This window comes from Dialister succinatiphilus YIT 11850 (assembly GCF_000242435.1).
Classification (GTDB): domain Bacteria; phylum Bacillota; class Negativicutes; order Veillonellales; family Dialisteraceae; genus Dialister; species Dialister succinatiphilus.
Genome location: NZ_JH591188.1, coordinates 572,105 through 591,167, shown reverse-complemented (window position 1 = coordinate 591,167; position 19,063 = coordinate 572,105). Strand labels below are relative to the sequence as shown.

Annotated in this window: 19 protein-coding genes and 1 other RNA gene; 7 read left to right on the top strand and 13 right to left on the bottom strand. The window is 51.1% G+C overall.

Going from position 1 to position 19,063, the window contains the following annotated elements; translation table 11 throughout:
* Nucleotides 1–11: 11 nt before the first annotated feature.
* From grpE to HMPREF9453_RS08130, 7 genes are all read right to left on the bottom strand, one after another.
* Entirely contained in the window at nt 12–641 is a 630-nt protein-coding gene (grpE, locus tag HMPREF9453_RS08155) for a nucleotide exchange factor GrpE (RefSeq protein WP_008860076.1), read from the bottom strand.
* Nucleotides 642–658: 17 nt separating this feature from the next.
* On the bottom strand, nt 659–1,723 hold the full coding sequence (gene hrcA, locus HMPREF9453_RS08150; RefSeq protein ID WP_050805713.1) for a heat-inducible transcriptional repressor HrcA: 1,065 nt from the start codon (nt 1,721–1,723) through the stop codon (nt 659–661).
* A gap of 330 nt (nt 1,724–2,053) precedes the next feature.
* Entirely contained in the window at nt 2,054–3,526 is a 1,473-nt protein-coding gene (locus HMPREF9453_RS08145) for an SLC13 family permease (protein ID WP_008860074.1), read from the bottom strand.
* A gap of 228 nt (nt 3,527–3,754) precedes the next feature.
* Nucleotides 3,755–3,985, bottom strand: a complete 231-nt coding sequence (rpsR, locus tag HMPREF9453_RS11255; RefSeq protein WP_232217348.1) for a 30S ribosomal protein S18 — start codon at nt 3,983–3,985, stop codon at nt 3,755–3,757.
* A gap of 34 nt (nt 3,986–4,019) precedes the next feature.
* Nucleotides 4,020–4,541, bottom strand: coding sequence for a single-stranded DNA-binding protein (locus tag HMPREF9453_RS08140; RefSeq protein WP_008860072.1), 522 nt, complete (start codon nt 4,539–4,541; stop codon nt 4,020–4,022).
* A gap of 11 nt (nt 4,542–4,552) precedes the next feature.
* Nucleotides 4,553–4,837: a 30S ribosomal protein S6 gene (gene rpsF, locus HMPREF9453_RS08135; RefSeq protein ID WP_008860071.1), complete on the bottom strand. Its 285-nt coding sequence runs from the start codon at nt 4,835–4,837 to the stop codon at nt 4,553–4,555.
* Between the two features lie 285 nt (nt 4,838–5,122).
* Nucleotides 5,123–5,887 carry an SDR family NAD(P)-dependent oxidoreductase gene (locus HMPREF9453_RS08130; RefSeq protein WP_008860070.1) on the bottom strand — a complete coding sequence of 255 codons (765 nt, stop codon included), beginning with the start codon at nt 5,885–5,887 and terminating at the stop codon, nt 5,123–5,125.
* A 115-nt stretch (nt 5,888–6,002) separates the two neighbouring features.
* Here HMPREF9453_RS08130 and HMPREF9453_RS08125 point away from each other — a divergent pair, with 115 nt between their 5' ends.
* Nucleotides 6,003–6,626 (top strand): tetratricopeptide repeat protein, encoded by a 624-nt coding sequence (locus HMPREF9453_RS08125; protein ID WP_008860069.1) that lies wholly within the window; start codon nt 6,003–6,005, stop codon nt 6,624–6,626.
* 10 nt (nt 6,627–6,636) lie between these two features.
* On the top strand, nt 6,637–6,936 hold the full coding sequence (locus HMPREF9453_RS08120; RefSeq protein WP_008860068.1) for a hypothetical protein: 300 nt from the start codon (nt 6,637–6,639) through the stop codon (nt 6,934–6,936).
* A 59-nt stretch (nt 6,937–6,995) separates the two neighbouring features.
* Here HMPREF9453_RS08120 and HMPREF9453_RS08115 read toward each other — a convergent pair whose 3' ends face one another.
* Nucleotides 6,996–8,495: a Na+/H+ antiporter NhaC family protein gene (locus HMPREF9453_RS08115; RefSeq protein WP_008860067.1), complete on the bottom strand. Its 1,500-nt coding sequence runs from the start codon at nt 8,493–8,495 to the stop codon at nt 6,996–6,998.
* A gap of 279 nt (nt 8,496–8,774) precedes the next feature.
* Here HMPREF9453_RS08115 and ffs point away from each other — a divergent pair.
* From ffs to HMPREF9453_RS08095, 5 genes are all read left to right on the top strand, one after another.
* Nucleotides 8,775–8,874, top strand: an RNA gene (ffs, locus tag HMPREF9453_RS11250) — signal recognition particle sRNA small type.
* Nucleotides 8,875–9,024: 150 nt separating this feature from the next.
* Nucleotides 9,025–10,956, top strand: coding sequence for a DNA polymerase III subunit gamma/tau (gene dnaX / locus HMPREF9453_RS08110; RefSeq protein WP_008860066.1), 1,932 nt, complete (start codon nt 9,025–9,027; stop codon nt 10,954–10,956).
* 41 nt (nt 10,957–10,997) lie between these two features.
* Complete coding sequence (locus HMPREF9453_RS08105; RefSeq protein WP_008860065.1) at nt 10,998–11,324, top strand: YbaB/EbfC family nucleoid-associated protein; 327 nt, start codon at nt 10,998–11,000, stop codon at nt 11,322–11,324.
* Nucleotides 11,324–11,914, top strand: a complete 591-nt coding sequence (gene recR / locus HMPREF9453_RS08100; protein ID WP_008860064.1) for a recombination mediator RecR — start codon at nt 11,324–11,326, stop codon at nt 11,912–11,914. Before HMPREF9453_RS08105 ends, recR begins: the two co-directional genes overlap by 1 nt.
* 4 nt (nt 11,915–11,918) lie before the next feature.
* Nucleotides 11,919–12,170 (top strand): hypothetical protein, encoded by a 252-nt coding sequence (locus HMPREF9453_RS08095; protein ID WP_008860063.1) that lies wholly within the window; start codon nt 11,919–11,921, stop codon nt 12,168–12,170.
* A 71-nt stretch (nt 12,171–12,241) separates the two neighbouring features.
* Here HMPREF9453_RS08095 and HMPREF9453_RS08090 read toward each other — a convergent pair whose 3' ends face one another.
* The 5 genes from HMPREF9453_RS08090 to HMPREF9453_RS08070 form a co-directional block, all read right to left on the bottom strand.
* Nucleotides 12,242–14,128 carry an ABC-F family ATP-binding cassette domain-containing protein gene (locus tag HMPREF9453_RS08090; RefSeq protein ID WP_008860062.1) on the bottom strand — a complete coding sequence of 629 codons (1,887 nt, stop codon included), beginning with the start codon at nt 14,126–14,128 and terminating at the stop codon, nt 12,242–12,244.
* 82 nt (nt 14,129–14,210) lie between these two features.
* Nucleotides 14,211–15,683: a secretin N-terminal domain-containing protein gene (locus HMPREF9453_RS08085; RefSeq protein ID WP_232217342.1), complete on the bottom strand. Its 1,473-nt coding sequence runs from the start codon at nt 15,681–15,683 to the stop codon at nt 14,211–14,213.
* Nucleotides 15,605–16,132, bottom strand: coding sequence for a hypothetical protein (locus HMPREF9453_RS08080; RefSeq protein WP_008860060.1), 528 nt, complete (start codon nt 16,130–16,132; stop codon nt 15,605–15,607). The genes HMPREF9453_RS08085 and HMPREF9453_RS08080 overlap by 79 nt, the downstream gene beginning before the upstream one ends.
* 78 nt (nt 16,133–16,210) lie before the next feature.
* Nucleotides 16,211–17,839: an LPS-assembly protein LptD gene (locus HMPREF9453_RS08075; RefSeq protein WP_008860059.1), complete on the bottom strand. Its 1,629-nt coding sequence runs from the start codon at nt 17,837–17,839 to the stop codon at nt 16,211–16,213.
* The gene (locus tag HMPREF9453_RS08070; RefSeq protein WP_008860058.1) at nt 17,840–19,063 is read right to left on the bottom strand and encodes a hypothetical protein; all 1,224 of its coding nucleotides are present in this window, start codon (nt 19,061–19,063) and stop codon (nt 17,840–17,842) included. It abuts the gene before it with no gap.

Below are 19,063 nucleotides of genomic sequence, written 5' to 3'. Positions count from 1 at the left end.
AACTGCCAATGTCAGCTGTTTTTCACAACCTGTACCTTGGCAGGCCTTAAAACGGTATCTTTATAGAGATAGCCCTTCTGGAAAACCAGGGCAATGGTTTCATCATCCATTTCATCGGATGCAACCATCATGACGGCCTCATGGAAATGGGGATCAAAAGGTTTTCCTTTGGCTTCAATTTCCTTGACGCCAAAGTCATTCATAATTTTGACCATCTGTTTCTGGAGAAGTTCAAATCCCTTCAGATAGGCCTCCCCGGAACCATCTTTTTTCATATGGGAAAGGGCCAGTTCAAAGTTGTCCAGTACCGGAAGGAAGGATTTCAGCGTTTCCGCCTTGTAGGTGTCTGCCGCTTTGGCTTCGTTGTCTTTCGTGCGGCGGCGGAAATTGTCGAAATCCGCCTGCAGCCGTACGTACTGGGACAGGGCGGTTTGCAACTTGACTTCCTCGGACTTTGCCTTGTCTTCCGCTTCCCTTGCCTTTTTCTGGGCATCGGCGGCCTGTTTTGTGAGGAAAATCACCTGCTGCTCCAGTTCTTTGGCCGTAGGCTTTTTAGCCTTTTCCGCGTCTTTTCTGTCTGCGCTCTTTTCAGATTTTGGTTCTTCCGCATTCACTTTCACTTTGACTTCTTCATTTTTCATACGGGAGCCTCCTTGTCTCATTCTTTATTCTTCAAAAGCTGATCCAGTCTATCCTGCATAAACCGCATCATACCGATAATCTTGCTGTACTGCATCCGGGTAGGTCCCAGCACTGCCACCGATCCGATGACCCTGCCGCCCGAGGAAAACTGGGCTCTCACAATGGACAGGTCCGAAAGGGATTTCATGGGGTTCTCCGTGCCGATATGGACTGCAATGGGCTGGTCTGAACTGGAGAGAAGCATGCTTTCCAGCATGTCCCGCTGTTCCAAAAGGTTCAGGATATCCTGCATTTTCTCCACATTCTTGAATTCCGGCTGCTCAATCAGCTGGGATGCACCGCCGGAATAGACTTCCTGCTGCGGGGTCAATACCCGCTGCAGGGTTTTGAACACATTCACATAGGGGCTGAGATTCTTTTCTATATCTTTCTGGAAGGTAAGGATTTCTTTCTCATCCATGCTGTCAATGTCACGGCCGTGGAGGAAATGGTTCATCCTGTCTGCCAGCAGCTGCATTTCATCAAAGGTACTTCCCTTTGGGATTTCCACCACTGCATTGGACACATCCCCCCGGTCTGTAACGACCAGCAGAATGGCTCTTTCTCCATCCAGGGGAAGGAATCGGATATAGTTGAATTTCTTCTTGATTCCCGCTGACGTTGCCACAGACAGGTTATGGGTGAGCGATGATACCGCCTTTGCCATGTTGCGGAAAATCTCATCCACCTTGGTCACATGATCCAGGAGCATGCTGTCAATCATGGATTTTTCTTCACTGGAAACGGGAGCCGGCTGCATGAGCCAGTCCACGTAAAAACGATATCCCTTGATGGAAGGGATACGTCCTGCCGAAGTATGGGGCTGTTCCAGATATCCTTCATCCTCCAGGTCCTGCATTTCATTGCGGATGGTGGCGCTGCTGACGCCCAGATTGTACTTCTTCGCAATGGTCCTGGAGCCTACCGGTTCAGCGGTATCCGCATAATCCTGTACAACGGCCCACAGTACTTTTCTTTTTCTTTCATTCAGTTCATTGGCCCCAACGTGGGGTTCATTCTTGTTTGTTCTGCGTGCTGCCATCATTATCACCTTGTTATTAGCACTCATTGGTCTCGAGTGCTAACTTACGTTATTAGAATATCATTCATGCCCCTCCCTGTCAAGACTTTCTCCCTTTCTTTTCCATTTTTCCATGTAAAAAAGCACCTCCCAAAGGAAGTGCTTTTTTAGTGAGCTGGTGGACTAGTGAACTAGTGAGCTAGTAGACTAGTGGACTAGTGGACTAGTGAACCAGTCGAAGTCAATGTTAGCGGGAGCCAAGATTTTTCGCTTCGCTCAGAATGACGATGGGGCGGTAAGGTTAGCACATAACACAGTCTGATGTCTGACCTCTACCATCTATCGTCTCCCTCACCCCACGTAACCCAGCCAGTGCCAGTAAGTGGCAGAGAATACAAGAATCATGGCATAAGCCAGCACGGTGAAAGGAATGCCGGTAATGAGGAAATCCTTGGATGTAATGTATCCAGTGCTGTAGGCGATCATATTCTGCGGGGCATTCACCGGCAGGATGTAGCCGAAGCAGATGGTATACTGAAGAATCATGGTCATGCCCAGCACATCAATGCCCGGCGTCTTCACGCTCTGAAGAACTGCAATGACAATCGGAATCATGGCCGATGCCAGCCCTGTGGCACTGGCAAAGCCCAGATGGATAATGGTGAGGAAGAAGGCCAGCACCGCAATGACCACAAGAGGAGACATGGTTTCCATGCCGAAGAGGGCCACAAAATGATTGGCCAGCCAGATGGCAGCCCCCGATTTCAGAAGAGCCGTACCCAGACTGATGCCTACGCCGAAAAGGGTGACCGTGCCCCAGTTGATATGGGGGACTGCCTGTTTCCAGGTCATAAAGCCCACTTTCGGAAGCATCATGAGCATAATGCCGGTAATGGTGACGGTGGTAGTATCAAAGGGATGGAGTTTCTTCTCCGTTACCCAGAAGAAAAGGAGCAGCGCCGAAATCAGAAGCAGTTTCTTTTCATCCCGGGAAACAGGCCCCAGATCCTTCAGCATTTTTTCCAATGCTTCCCTGCCGCCAGGCATTTCCTTCACCTCAGGAGGCATGACATGGATAAGGAGGAAATAAAGCACCACCGACATAATAGCTGCATAGGGAGCAGCGGCGATAAACCATTCCAGCCAGCTGATATCCTTGCCCAGTACCTGCTGGATAAATCCGATGGCTACCATGTTCTGGGCAGCTGCGGTCTTGATACCGATATTCCAGAGGGAATCGGCCTGGGCCACTGCCATCATGAGCACAGCAGCAAAGGTGGAGCCCTTCTCTAGCCCAAAGGCCCGGATAATGCCTACCACGATAGGCACCATGCAGGATACACGGGCCGTAGTGGAGGGAACGAAGAAGGAAAGCAGGAATCCCACGAAAATGACGCCAATCACCAGATGGCTGGATTTCACGCCGATATGGGACATGACCACCAGGGCGATACGCTTATCCAGACCCGTAATCATCATGCCTGCCGACAGGAACATGGCACCTGCCACCAGAGCCCAGGCTGAAGTGGAGAATCCGGAAAGCCCCATCTGCAGGGCTTTCCCGGTGCCAAGAAGAGTCTCCGGTTTGGCGGGATTAGGCGCCATGCCCAGAGAAAATGCCATAAACACCACAATAACAAACGCACTGACCGGATAGGAAACTCCTTCGGTCATCCAGATAATGACTGCAAACACAAGGATACCGATGAGCCGGTGTCCCTGGGTAGGCAGATCCACAGGAGTCGGGAAGAGGTACACCAGTGCCATGGCAGCCAATGCCAGGAACAGGCCATATTTCTTTCCAAATCCTTCTGACTGATTCATAAGCCACCCCCAAATATAAAAAATGAAGCACCATTCATGCGGAAACAACGGGTATCGTCTCCATTCATGAAAGAGGCACTTCCCCTAAGCAAAAAAGCTCCTGTTATCCCCTGGGGGAAACAAGAGCTTCGTTGCACTTTATGAATATATTTCAGTATATCCATGAAAGGTTGACTTGTCAATGGGAAACAAAAAAGCCCCCGCCTGAGCGGGGACCTTTGACGGTCATCAGTCAGCGCTGAAAGGAAGCAGAGCGATAGCTCTTGCTCTCTTAATAGCGAGATTGATTTTGCGCTGATGCTTTGCGCATGTTCCGGTTACACGACGGGGCAGAATCTTGCCTCTTTCGGAAACGAAACGACGCAGTGCAGCAACGTTCTTATAATCAATGGTGTCTACGTGATCTACGCAGCACTGGCAGACCTTTCTTCTCGGTCTTCTTACTCTATCTCTTCTAATCATGCTTTTCTATATCCTCCAAAATCAATGCATATCAGAACGGAATATCTTCATCTTTGGACGACGTACCGAACTGTCCAAAATTTCCTCCCGGCTGGCCTCCCTGTCCGGCTGGATTGTTGTTATAACCGCCATTTCCGCCGTTATAACCGTTTCCACCGAAACCGCCATTATTTCCACCGAAGCCGCCGCCAAAGGAACCTCCCTGCTGCGGACCATAGGAAGAATTACGCGGAGTGCCGATTGGAATGGCAATGGTATTGGCCACAACTTCTGTTACATATCTCTTTGTGCCATCCTGAGCATCATAGGAACGACTGGAAATCCGTCCTTCCACAAATACACGGGTGCCTTTTTTCAGCTGATTTCCAACAGCTTCTGCCAGGGGACCCCAGGCAACAACATTAATCCAGTCTGTAAGCTCCCGCTGTTCACCCTGGGGGGTTGTATAGGTACGGCTTACTGCTACAGAAAACGATGCTACGGAACGGCCGGTCTTCGTTGCACGAATCACCGGATCCCGTCCAAGATTTCCCAAGATTTGAACTGAATTCATTGTGCTACCTCTTAGTCATCCTGTTTTACAATGATATGACGGATAATTTCTTCATGAATCTTGATAACGCGGTCAAGTTCTTTAATCTGCGCCGGGTCAGCCTGGAAATCAACTACTACGTAGTATCCTTCACTCTGATGCTTGACTTCGTACGCAAGATGACGTTTGCCCCATTCATCAGTATTGTCAATGGTACCACCGATTCTGGTAATGGTGTCCTGTACCAGTTTGACAGCAGCCTTGATAACTTCATCATTAGCTGCATTCACAATGAACATAACTTCATACTTTTTCACGAAATTCGCCTCCTTTTCGGACCTATGTCCCGCACTCACTGCGGGCCAGGAAGTTACTTGTAAAATAACAAGCTTGTTTATTATACAAGAGCGGATGGGAAAAAGCAAATGTTTTTTGAAAGTTTCCTGTCCGGCTTGACGCTTTGGTGTTTCTTACCGACAGGAAACTATTGGCGAAAAGTTTCCTGTACGACATGGCACTATGGTGTTTCACACCGACAGGAAACTGCTTGCGAAAGGTTTCCCATCCGGCATGACACGAACGCAACTCATACCGACAGGATACTATTTCCCCTTCTTGCTTACCATGAATCCCGTAGCCTGCTGGTTGGCCATGATCACCACATCACTGATCTGCACCCGTTTGGGCTGGTCCGCCACGAAGGCAATAATATTGGCAATATCCTCTGCCTGCAGCGCATCTACGCCTTCATACACCCGGGCTGCCCTTTCCTTATCGCCATGGAAACGGACTTCGCTGAAAGGGGTCTCCACAATGCCCGGCTGGATGGTGGTCACCTTGATATCACTGTCTATGACATCGATGCGGACACCGTCGCTGAACGTTTTCACCGCTGCCTTAGTGGCGCAGTACACTGCTGCCCCTGCATAGGCATAGAGGCCGGCGGTGGAGCCCAGGTTGATGATATGGCCCTCATTCTTTTCCAGCATGGCCGGAAGGAAGGCGCGGGTCATCAGAAAGAGACCTTTGATATTGGTATCAATCATCTGAAGAATATCTTCTTCCTTTGTTTCCCCGTAAGGTTCCAGTCCCCTGGCCAGGCCGGCATCATTCAGAAGAATGCGGGGAGCTCCCAGTTCGCTAAGGCAGCGGGAAGTCACCTCACGGATGGCATCGGCATCCCTCACATCCAGCTCAAAGCAGGCAACCGGCACAGCCATGGCCCCTTCGATTTCTTTTTTTACCTCTTCCAGCTTTTCTTTATTTCTGGCAGCCAAAGCCAGTCCATACCCCTTGGCGGCCAGCGCTTTGGCACTGGCGAGGCCGATACCACTGGTGGCCCCTGTAATGAATGCGTAGGAACTCATGATAATCCTCCTTCTTTTTCTGCTATAATAGTAGGAACCGGCAGGAAATTCCCCGGTCTTATACATTCATTATACTGGTTTCATTTCCATTTTCATAATAAATAAAGGAGTTTCTATGAAATCCATTATTCTGGCCGCCCTTATGGTAACAGCTGCCCTTTCTGCCGGCGGATGCGGCACGCCAAAGGCTCCCTCTCCCTCTTCCGCCGCTTATTCTGCTGCTGTTCCTGCGGTCCACCAGATTAACGAAGAATCGGAACAGATTTACCGGAAAGCAGTTACTGCCTACGGAAAAGGAGATCATCTCCATGCCCTGGAACTTGCCAATCAGGCTCTGGAGAAAGACGGCGAAAATTACAAAGCCCTTTCTCTGAAAGGCATTATCCAGGCCTTTGATATATCACCGGAAGAAGGCATTGGGACCATCCAAAAATCCCTCTCCATCAACCCGGACTACGTACAGGCTTATTTCGATATGGCCATGGCCCAGAAACTGGGGAAACACTACGATGAATCCATCCGCTTCTTCCAGAAGGTGCTGGATAAGGATCCCCATAACACCTGGTCCTACTACGGCATTGCCACCAACTACGCTGATAAAAGGGACAAGGCAAAGGCTTTGGAATATCTGAAAAAAGCAGTTGATCTGGACCCGAAAAACGTAAAGCCCCAGGCTGCCGCCCAGGACCACTTCCAGTGGCTCCATGGCGATGCCGATTTTCAGAAACTTGTAAAATAAAGGAGTTCCCATGAAATACGCTTTTATCCTGTCCATCGTATCCCTGGTCCTCTACCATGACAATGTCCTGTCTGCCGCCGGAGCTGCCGGATACCTTTCAGCCATTTTCTTTCTGGTCACGTACCGGGAAAAGCCTGCCATGCTGGCCATTGCCTGCATAGCGGCTGCCATCATTACCATCATGTACTTTTCCTGGGACTTCTCCCTTGCAGGCTACATGCACATAGGCATTGCCTGGTCCATGACCATTACCGCCTTTACCGCCATCCTCACCCTGGTCAGTCTTGTATATAAAATAAAGAATCGCTGATTCGTGGCAATAAAAAAGCATCATTGATGAGAACATCAACGATGCTTTTTTGTTGCCTGTCAGTCGGCGTTTTTAGTAGATTTAAATTTCAGGAAAAAGCCCATAATGAGGAGCATGCATACCAGACCTGTCAGGTCTCCGAGAATACCGTTTCCTGTAATGCCGTCCACCAGATAACCGGCCACGCAGCTCACAGCCACCACGAGAACATAGGGAATCTGGGTAGACACATGGTCTATGTGATGGCACTGGGCCCCGGCCGACGCCAAAATGGTGGTATCGGAAATAGGCGATACATGGTCGCCGCCTACAGAACCGGCCAGCACGGCAGCCACCGTCATAATCATAAGATGAGTATCATTGGACACGATAGCCAGTACGATAGGAATGAGGATACCGAAGGTGCCCCAGGAAGTACCGGTAGCAAAAGCAAGGCCAATGGCCACCAGGAAAAACAGGGCCGGCAGCAGAATAGCAATGGTGGCGTTATCAGCAACCACGCTTCCTACATAGCCGCCGATGTTCAGGTAATCCTTACCTACAATGCCGGACAGGGTCCAGGCCAGGGACAGGATCATAATGGCAGAAGTCATCTGTTTGAAACCTTCTACAAAGCAGCTGCAGAAAGTGCTGAAGTTTAAAACCTTTCTGGGAATGTACAATACAAAGGTAAATACCAGAGCAATGAAAGAACCGATAACGAGGCCTCTGGCAGATTCGCAGTTTGCAAAGGCTTCTGCCACGCCCTTCCCTTCCAGAATGCCGCCGGTATAAAGCATGCCGAACACACATCCACCGATAAGGACCACCAGCGGAAGGATGAGATCGATGATTTTCCCATTTCCCACAGGCGCACTGCCTTCATCATCGGCATATTCCGCAGGAATCACCAAGGTGCCGCCGCTCTGTTTTTCATACCTGGCCATACGGGAAAAATCACGGCCTGAAGCGATGAGGATAATCATGAAAATCAGGGTGAGCCAGGCGTAAAGGTTCAAAGGAATGGTTTCCAGGAAAAGAGCAAAACCATCAATGGAACTGCCCTCCGGAAGAGAGGAGGTAACAGCAGCAGCCCAGCTGGAAACCGGAGCAATGATACATACCGGTGCTGCGGTGGCATCAATAATATAGGCCAGTTTCGCACGGGTAATCTTAAACCGGTCTGTCACAGGGCGCATCACGGTACCCACGGTGAGACAGTTGAAGTAATCATCAATGAAAATCAGGATACCAAGAGCCATGGTTACGAAAAGAGCGCTCTTCTTTCCTTTAATGGTGCGGGCTGCATAATCACCGTAAGCCTGAGAAGCACCGGACTTCTGGATGGCCGCCACCATAATCCCCAGAAGGACAAGGAATACAAGGATATACACATTGCTTCCCACCTTGTCCGACATAATGTGGAACATGGTGTCGATAGCACCCAGTATACTGAATCCTGCAAACATGAAGGCACCGATAAAGATACCTATGGCAAGAGACATGTACACTTCTTTGGTGGCCAGTGCCAGAATAATGGTAACTACAGGAGGCACCAGGGACCATACTGTTTGAGACATATAAATCATCCTCTCTCTTTTGACAATTTCCCATATCGTCAAATTGCAATAATTTTTATTATTATACAATACTTTCCCCGTTTGTAAAATGTTCGTAGTGATAAATTAGTGAACTAGTGAACTAGTGGACTAGTGGGCTAGGGAGCTGGTGAGCTGGTGAGGATTGGGGCTGGGGACCACTAGTCCACTAACTCACCAGCCCACTATTTCACATATTGCATTTTCCCCATAATGCTGTATAATATAGTACGTGGCTCTGCAGTACTGATTTATGGCAGTCTCCGGGCCCCGTGCAATGAAATCCCATGAACCCGGTCAGGTCCGAGAGGAAGCAGCCGTAAGTGGCCCTTTTCATGTGACACGGTGCATCCTGGAGGCTGTCATAAATGAGGACTGCAAGGCTTTTTTTATGTCTGGTTTTCCCTGCTGTATTGTATAATAGTAATAATAATTAATAAGGTAAGGAATCATTTCCGGTTTCCAAAATCCATACAAATCCTTTTTCATCTTTCCTGCCGGGAGGTTATTTATGGCTTATTTAGCATTATATCGAAAATGGAGGCCCCGCACGTTTACGGAGGTGGTGGGGCAGAAGCATATTTCCATACCGCTCCAGCGGGCCATCGAGCAGGACCGGCTGGCTCATGCTTATCTTTTTTCCGGTCCCCGGGGTACAGGAAAAACCAGTATGGCCAAAATCCTGGCCAAAGCAGTGAACTGCCTTCATCCAAACGGCGTGAATCCCTGCAATGAATGCCAGAGCTGCCGGGAAATCAATGCAGGCTCTAGTCTGGATGTCTATGAAATCGATGCCGCTTCCAACCGCGGCATTGAGGAAATCCGGGCCCTTCGGGAATCGGTGCGCACCCTGCCGGCAGTGAGCAGGAAGAAGGTATACATTATCGATGAAGTACACATGCTCACCAAGGAAGCCTTCAATGCCCTCCTGAAAACGCTGGAGGAACCGCCGTCCCATGTGCTCTTTATTCTGGCCACCACGGAACCGGAGAAAATTCCTCTCACCATTCTTTCCAGATGCCAGCGGTATGAGTTCCACCGGATTTCCGTGGAGGATATCAAAAACCATCTTCTCTATATTGCCAAAGAAAGTCATCTTCCCCTGACGGAAGAGGCCGCAGACCTCATTGCCGTCCGGGCAGACGGCGGCCTTCGCGATGCCCTGTCCCTGCTGGACCAGTGCTCCTCGGCCTCGGAATCCAAAGTTCTTGACGCGCCGGCGGTATATGACCTTCTGGGCCTCACAGGAAAGGATATGATTCTGGATCTTTCCCATCATATCTTTAACGGTGACAGCTCTTCCGCCCTGTCCCTCTTTTACCGGATCCTGCAGGGCGGAAAAGAACCGGCCTCCATTCTCCGTGACCTTCTGGAACATTTCAGAAACCTGATGATCTGCAAGGTCAATCCAAAGGCGCCGGAATTTTCCCAGTACGGCAGCCAGGTGGAAACGCTTCGTTCCGATGCATCCCGCCTTCCTGCGCCTTACCTGGACTCCCTCTTTGACTATCTCCACGAAGCCCTCCATGAAACGAAACGGAGTTCTTCACCAAGGCTCAGCGCCGAAATGGGCCTTCTTCATCTCTGCCGCATGAAAGGGTCTAAATCCCTGGATTCCCTGGCCCAGCGGGTAGCCCAGCTGGAAGAAGAGGTGTCGCGCCTGAAGCGCGGCGCCCTGTCCATCCCGCAATCTCCATCACCGGCCCCGGTTCCTGCGCCCGCCCCTTCCTACCCTGCTGCACCTTCTTCTCCTGCCCCGGTTCCCGCATCGCCCATACCTGCCGGGTCGGCTGCTTTTTCTGCTCCGGAGCCCCCCGCTCCCTCAGATATGCCACCAAGGCCGGCAGTGCAGAGAAAGGATAGGCCGCCGGTCAGGGAAACGCCCCGAGCCCCTGCCCCCATGCCGGCAGCCGGACCGGCTGAAAACATGCCAGGCCAGCCGGCGGCAGCACCATCATCCCAACCTGATGCTTCTCTCATAGACCCCAAAACCTACCCTGCCATCTGGCAGAAGGTACTGTCCTATTTCATGTCCATCCGCCGTATCGATGTCTTCACCTGCCTTCGGAAGAGCACCCTCATTTACTGCACCCACACCAGGGCCATCGTGTCTGCGCCGCAGCAGTTTCTGGTGGCTGCAGGAAATAATAAGTCCTACCAGAAGGTAGCCGCCGAAGCCTTTGCTAAAGTCACCGGTTCTCCCATCCAGATGCATACAGTGCTGAAGGGCGGTGAGGAAGAAGCAGCGGCCTTTACTCTGCTCCAGTCTGCCCCAAAGGCAGCCCCCTCCTCTCCTTCCACTGAGATGGCAGAAAAGCCGATGCAGGACTACCGCCCTGTTTCCAGAGACCGTATTCCGGAGAAGGACTTGAGGGATCCGTCTTTAAATGAAGCCTTGAAAATCATGGCAGACTGTGATATATATGAAAAGACTGAATCATGAAACAGGAAATTGATTCAATATTACCTTAAGGAGGATTCATTATGTTTGGAAATAAAGCACAGATGCAGAACATGCTGAAAAAAGCGAAGAAAATGCAGGAAGAACTGCAGAAGAAGCAGGAAGAACTGAAGAAACAGACCGTTGACGTATCCGTAGGCGGCGGCGCCGTTTCCCTCACCATGAACGGTGAAAAGCAGATTACCGCACTGAAAATCGCTAAAGATGCCATCGATCCGGAAGATCCGGAAATGCTGGAAGACCTCATCACCACCGCTGTCAACGAAGCCGGCAAGAAAGCCGATGAAATGGTACAGAAGAGCATGAGCCAGGTCACCGGAGGCCTGGGCCTTCCCGGCGGCATGTTCTGATGAATAAAGATCTGGAAGAAGTAGCCCTGCAGTTCAGAAAGCTTCCCGGCATCGGCGTAAAAAGCGCCCGCCGTCTGGCTTACTTCATGCTGGAACGTCCCCAGGAGGAAGTGGATCTATTTCTGGATACCATCCGCCATGCCAGGAGCAGGGTATGCTACTGCTCTACCTGCTGCAATCTGGCCACCTCGGACCCCTGCGACATCTGCAGTGATGACCGCCGTGACCATTCCATCATCTGCGTGGTAGAACAGCCCCAGGATGTGACCGCCATGGAGCAGAGTCAGGAATACCACGGCCTGTACCACGTTCTTCACGGCGTTCTCTCCCCTCTGGACGGCATAGGTCCTGAGCAGCTGAAAATCAAGGAACTCCTGAAACGGCTGGAGAAGAACGATGTGAAAGAAGTCATCATTGCCACGGATCCGGATACGGAAGGTGAAGCCACGGCCTACTATCTTTCCCGGCTCATCAAACCGTCGGGCATCAAAGTCACCCGCATCGGCAGGGGCATTCCTGCCGGCGGCGCCGTAGGCTATACTGACGGCATCACCCTGGCGGGAGCCGTGGAAAACAGAAAGGAAATCTGATACCATGATTGAATCTTTAGGCGCCCTGGGCGGATATGGCATTACCAGTGTCATCGTCATCATTGTGGCGTTCTTCCTCTTTGCCCGGTTTGTGAAAAAAATCATCGGCAATATCATTATGGGCGGTCTTCTCTTCTGGCTGCTGAATACCATCGGAATCACCCATATGACCCTTACCACCATGCATGGCATTGTGGTAGCCCTCTTCGGAGTCCCCGGCACCATTGTGCTGGCCCTTCTGAATCTGGTGGGGTAAAAGGGCAATCAAAAAATCCTGAAAAGCTTCTGCTTTTCAGGATTTTTTTGACTGCCCTTACCCGTGAGCATTCAGGACTCCGTCTTTTCCGCCAGTTCGTCCCACTTCGCGTACAGCTTGTCCAGCTTCTTTTTCGCTTCCTCATACTCATCGGCCAGTTTTGCATAATTTTCAGGATTCATGCTCATCTGCACCGTGTACATTTTCATAGTTGCTTCCAGCCGCCCGATTTCCATTTCCACATGACTTAATTTGGATACATCGGCGGCGGAAACCTCGGTTTTCACCTGGTGCTCATTTTCCCGTTTTTTTTCTTCCGTCTCTTTCTCTTCTTCTTCCTCTTTACCGTTCCTGTCCTTTTCAAAAGCCTCAAGGTCCTGTTTCTTTTCCTTGTAGTAGCTGTAGTTGCCCAGGTATTCTGTGAGCTTTCCGTGATCCAGCTCCAGAATCCGGTCTGCCACTTTATCCAGGAAATAGCGGTCATGGGATACCACCAGGCAGGTGCCGCAAAAGGCCTCGATGGCATCTTCCATGATTTCCCTGGTGGGAATATCCAGATGGTTCGTCGGTTCATCGAGAATGAGGAAATTCGGTTTTTCCAGGAACAGGCAGAGCAGGGACAGGCGGGCCTTTTCGCCGCCGGAAAGCATGCCTACCGTCTTGAATACGTCATCTCCACGGAAGAGGAACATGCCCAGAATGTTACGGGCTTCTTTTTCACCGAAGTTGAATGTATCCCGCACTTCGTCAAGCACTGTGAGCTTCGGATGGAGTCGTTCCTGTTCCTGGGAATAGTAACCCATTTTCACATTATTGCCCAGCTGGATAAAACCGGTATCAGGCTTCTTCTCTCCCGTAATCATTTTCAGGATGGTGGTCTTGCCTGCGCCGTTGGGACCGATGAGTCCCACTGTTTCTCCCTTTTTGATATGGATAGTGAGATCCTTGAAAAGAATATGGCTGCCATAGGATCCTTCTACCCGAAGCACATCGAGCACCTTATCTGCGCATTCCTGAGGCGGGTCAAAATGGAAACGAAGGGATGCCTGGTGCACCGGTTTCTCCAGCCTCACCAGCCGGTTCAGCTGGGACTGACGCCCCCTGGCCTGCTTGGCTTTGATGCCTGCTTTGTAGCGGCGGATGTATTCCTCAGTCTCCTTGATATGTTCCTGCTGTTTTTCATAGGCTTTCTCATAGGCCCGGTCCTGGTTTTCCTTCGTTTCCATATACCGGGTATAGCCGCCACGGAAGGAACGGATATGGTGATTCTCCAGATCAATGATTCCTGTAGCTGCACCGTCCAGGAAATAGCGGTCATGGGAAATCATGAGGATACCGCCTTTGTAGGAGCGAAGGTACTCCTCCAGCCATTCCAGCATGCCCATGTCCAGATGGTTCGTCGGTTCATCGAGAAGGAGGAAATCGGGATGACGCACAAAAGCAGCGGCCAGGTTGATTCTCACCTTCTGCCCGCCGGAGAAGGAATGGATATCCCTGTCCCAGTCATCATCGGAAAAGCCCAGGCCTGTCAGAATTTTCCGGGTGGTGGATTCATAGTCATAGCCTCCCAGAAATTCAAAGCGGGCTTCCGCACGGCCATAGGCTTCCACCAGTTTCTCATCGCTTTTACTGCTTTCCAGCTCCCTGGCCAGGGTCTCCATCCGGTCCTTGTAATAGAGCACATCTTTCCAGGCATCTTCCATTTCCTCCCGGATGGTATGGCTGGTGTAGTTGAAATCCTGGCGGAGGTAGCCGATAATGGCGCCATCACTGGCTTTCACGGAGCCCTTGTCCGCTTCCTCCGCTCCCATAATGCACTTCAAAAGAGTGGTCTTGCCGGCGCCATTGGCACCTACAAGGCCGATTCGTTCGCCGCTCCTTACTTCGAAGGAAACGTTTTCAAAAACTGTTTTGATTCCAAAGGATTTTGATAATCCGCTGATTTTTAAAACTGCCATTTCTTTCTCACTTGTATATAAAAGGATTCATAGGTTTAAAAGAGTTCAGACCCCGGGCAATCAGAAACTATAGCTCTTCTATTTACTTCACAATATCTGCCTTAATGACGATAACGATTTCCGATTCCTCCGTAGACGTACTGCGGCTCTGGAAGAGCCGGCCCAGTAAGGGAATGTCTCCCAGAATCGGCACCTTCCTCATGGTTCTGGCCTGTTCTTTATCGATAAGTCCGCCAATGGTAAGCATGTCGCCTGACTGCAGCCGCACCATGGTGTTGGCGGAGCGGGTAATAATGCGATAGGCCTTCATTTCCGGCACCAGGTAGGGCGTGGCCACTTCCGCATGAACATCGGCAGTGATTTCATCATTTCTGCTGATAATAGGCGTATAGGTCAGTTTAATGCCGGCATCTTTGTATTCTGTCGCCGTGGTTTTGACCCCGTTTTCCATATGTTCCACAATCACCGGGATGCGGCTGCCTATGAGGATTTCCGCTTCCCTGCCGTTCATGGTCACCACGCTGGGCCGGGCCAGTACTTTCGCCTTCCCCCTGGTTACCAGGGCATTCAGTTTGGCTTGAAAGAAAAAGGTATAGGGATGGCCTGTAAGAGACCGGCCATAGGAAATACCGGCATACCCGTCGGGAATGGTCACATCCCACCCGTTTCTTTCTATATTCCTGACCCTTGGATTGCCGTCGCTGTCGAAGAGAATGTGGCCGCTGTCATCGGTAACATAGTGCTGTTCACTCCAGCTGTCCCGGTCATAGGAAGCGCTGCCTGTAAGACTTTTGAAATCCCAGTCAATGCCCAGGTCTTTGGCATAGCTTTTATTAACAGCCACCACTTCCGCTTCCACTTTCACCTGTTTTTCCGGCACATCCAGCGCTTTCACCAGACTTTCCGCCTGCATGAGCTCCCGGGGCGTGCCGCTGGCAATGACCGTATTAGCAGAAGGGCTGAAAGTAACCTTTCCCTTGTCCATCACCTTTTCCAGTCCCATGGCCACTTCCTCTGCATTGGCATAGGACAGGCGGAACGCCCGGGTGCCGGACACCGCATTCTTTTCCAGGCGGCTGTTGAATACAATAAGAGTGGACCCTTCAGTTCTGGACGAAAGACCGCAGGAGGCAAGGATGGAAGAAAGCGCTTCTTCCGGAGTCACATGGTCCAGGCTGGCTGTCACTGTTTCCGTCAAATCTCCTGAAAATACCAGGTTCTTTCCTGTCATTTCCGCCAGGGTGCGGATGACTTCCATGGCCGGAGCGCCGGCTACATGGAGGCTGAAATCCCGCCTGGCAGACGGAGTAATTCTGACGGCAGAAGGCGCCTCTTCCCTTGGGGATGGCTGCATGCCGCCGGAAAGTTCCTCGGCCACCATGTCATGAACGGGCCGGTCCCAGGACTCTTCCCTGGCCTCCAGCCCCAGAGGAACACAGGCAAAAAGGGCGCAGCATAAAAGAATGCTGCTCCCTCTTAACGTATGGTCAAGGTAAGACTGTTTCCTCCGGAAACAAGGGTCACTTTTCTGTCCTGAATGTCCGATACGTCCCATGGACCTGCCCTCTCTCCTTCCTTTACAACTATGGAAGTTCCGTCCATTTCCAAAAGGGCCCTCCGCTGAGAGCCATAAGCCATGACTCCTTTCAGCACCGGAAGCCCCGAGGCGGAGGATGTCTCTTTTTTCTTCAGCTCCGGCGCCTTTCCGCCAGGGGCCTCTTCCCTTCCTTCTACGACCGGAAGCGGCGGCCTTCCCTTTTCTACAGGCACCAGTGCATCGGCATGAAAAGGATCCTGCAAGGGCTTTCCCCTTCGATGGAGGGCAGCATCATATTTCAGGGAGAGGCCATCCTCTTCCTCCGGCAGAACTTCCACAGGAGAAGAGGCAGCCCTTTTTTCAGGAAGAAGTGTGCCTGCAGTGCCCACGCCGTAAATGCCCCAAAGGGTAAGGCCCACCGCCGCCAGGGCGCCTAAAGGAAGAATCCATCTGCGCTGTATGGCCATAGGGATTCCTCCTTTCCCAAAGAGACAGAACCATCTTATAAAGAAGAATCCACCAGCTCACCAGTAACACTATGTCCCTTAGAACTTAAAGTCCTTCGGCATAATCATGAAGCGGGTTTCCTTTTCAATATCATCATACCGGATCCAGGCATAGAAAGAATGCATATCCCTGTAGTAGGTCCAGTACCGATGATCCAGACGCCCGTTCACGGTATCAATGGTCCAGGCCAGGCTGAAGGCATCCAGTCTGGTGGCCTGCCAGCGGAATCCCAGGCTCAGCGGTTTTTCACTGCTGTAGCTGTCGTAGTAGTAGGGAGTGTAGCCTTTCAGATCACGGTCCGTATAGTAGATCCAGGATGCCAGCGGACCGTAGCCGCCGGAAAGACCCAGGGAGTAATAGCTGTTGCGGCGGATATTGTTGGAATAACTGTAGTAATCCTTCGCATAGCCTGCCTTCCAGCTGAAATTCATGAATTTCCCCAGTTTCCAGGGATCGCCGGAAATATAAAGGTCAAAGCCCTTATAGGCTCCCTTGGGGTGTCTGCCGCCGTGGTCTTCATCCCAGTAGCCCCATTCCCCGTGGGCTCCTGTATAGAAACGGGATTTCCCCAGATAGAAATGATTTGTATCAAATTCCAGGGAGGGTCTCTTCTTTACCCAGATACCGCCGTCATCATTGGTGGAGCTTTCCTCCTCTGCATAGCGCAAGCGGGCTGTACCCAAAGGGGTGCGGTAGCGTACGCCCATGTCCGGTTTGTAGCCGGATTTGGTGTACCAGCGGTTCTTCATATAAAAGGCCAGGTCCGGATTATGGTCCAGGGGCACCGTGATTTCATTATGGAGTCCCATGCCGTTATCACTGTCAAAAACAGGGCGTGGAATCAGAGACCACAGACTCACTTCACTGTCATCACGCTTGAGGGAACCGGTATAGCTGGAAAGAGTAATGAGGGTGGTATTCTTCGCCATGAGCTTCACATTGTGAGCCACATAATGGTCATTGGGGTAAATATCGATGGAATCCGCCTCAATCCGATAATCCGGTACTTTGGCTACAGCATGTTTCGTGGTAAAATACCCTTTTTCCACCACCAGTTTATTGGCGATGCGGTCATACACGCCGCTGGCACCTTTGAAATAATAGGTTCCTGATTCCCAGCCGTCCATTTTTTCAAAACGGCCTATGGATTTAGCCCCGTCATAATCGGCCCTTTCCGCCTTCAAGCGGGTGGTGGGATTGACCCAGTGCACTTCTCCCGGTATCACATATTTCTGGGCAATGGAATTGCCATATACATATTCTGTCTGGTAGGTGTCAAGCATGTGCCGGATCACCACTTTCCCCATGGCATCCACGTCGCCGGTGGTATCGTTATAGCGCATGCGGTCAGCAGTGACATACATGGGGTTTTCTGCTGAAATCCCGCTGTCTGCTGCCGTTTCTTCCTGACCATCCTTATTTTTATTTTTGTCCTTGTCTTTTGCTTTGGCTGTATCCTTTTTATCTCTGGATGCCGCTGCTTCGGCCGCCTCGTAAGAGGTGACCGGCCGGGCTACCCCTTTGGCATCAAAGACCAATGCAGAAGAGGAAGTTTCCGGTTCCGCCGCTTCTTCTCCTAAGCCCTCCGGTTCCTCCGCTCCTGCAGGCATAGCCAGCAGAGAAGAGAAGAGGAGAGGGGCCAGCAGTTTTAAGTATATTTTCCTCATTTAATCATTTCTCACGATCACTACAGAAGGCGTCTCTTCACTGGAACCTGCTGCTTTGGCAGCATCCTTTTCCGTATCTTTTTCCCGTACCGATTCCAATTCCGCCTTCGCCTTTTCATTCATGGCAGAGGCCGATTCCTCAGCCTTCGCTTCTGCCTTTTCCTTCACTTCAGCTCCTGCCTTTTTCTCTGCTTCTGCCGGTAAAGCGGTCTCTTTGACTTCATTGTCCGAAGCGGCAGCCGTCGTTTCTTCAGTGGCTGCTGCAGACCGTACCACCCGTTTCCGGATCACCGCATTGGGCGCACCATTGGTCAGTTCCAGGCCCTTGGTGGTGACGGCTTCCTGGGTTTCAATGTAAAGAGTGCTCCCTGCCGGGAGGCTCACATCCTTGCCCTTCACGAAGAACCCGCCCACCAGACCGATGGGGCCCAGGGCCAGGGCGCCGATGGTGGATGCACCTACGGCAGCGGCTTCCATTTTCAGCTTTTCCTTAGCTTCCGGTCCCAGTACGGTAGGAATGACTTCATCATCTACAGAGAAAACCTGGTCAAAAGATACGTCCAGCGCACCACTTCTGCCAAAGCTTTTCGGGCGGCTCACCTTAGTCACCACGCCGCTTCCCTGGGAACCTTTGGGCAGGACCAGCACATTACCCACACTTACATCTTCCTGTACCGTAAAGGTTACCGGATCGCCTACCTGGTTCGTCTTGCTGCTTACATCATCGTTTAAGGAAATCTTGAATACTGTATTGGCCGGCAGCTCCACCGTTTTCATTTCATAATGCTGGTCACCGTAGACCGATTTTTCCAGATTGGCCAGCCGCTGATCCAGAGCACCTTTCTTTTCTGCGCCGTATACCTTGGTTTCCAGATCCCCGATTCTGGTTTTCAGGGAATCGGACTTGATTTCATCGGTCAGATAATATTCCATGGCATTGACTCTGGTGGCGATGGAAGGCTGGGCATCGTTATCGCTCTTCACCACATCGGTGTAAAGATTGGTAATCCGGTTGTCCAGACCGCTGGCTGAAGAATTTCCAGTGCCATAAATCAGATTGTCCGCATTGTCCACCCGGCTGATCAAGGAACCGTCCTGGGCACTGCCGTAAATGACTTCGTCCACCCGGTCAATCCGGTCTGTCAAGGTAGCCGGTTCTTCCGCATAAACCGGTGCCAGGCATAAAAGGGAAATTCCTGCTGCCAGTATTGCTTTCTTTATCAT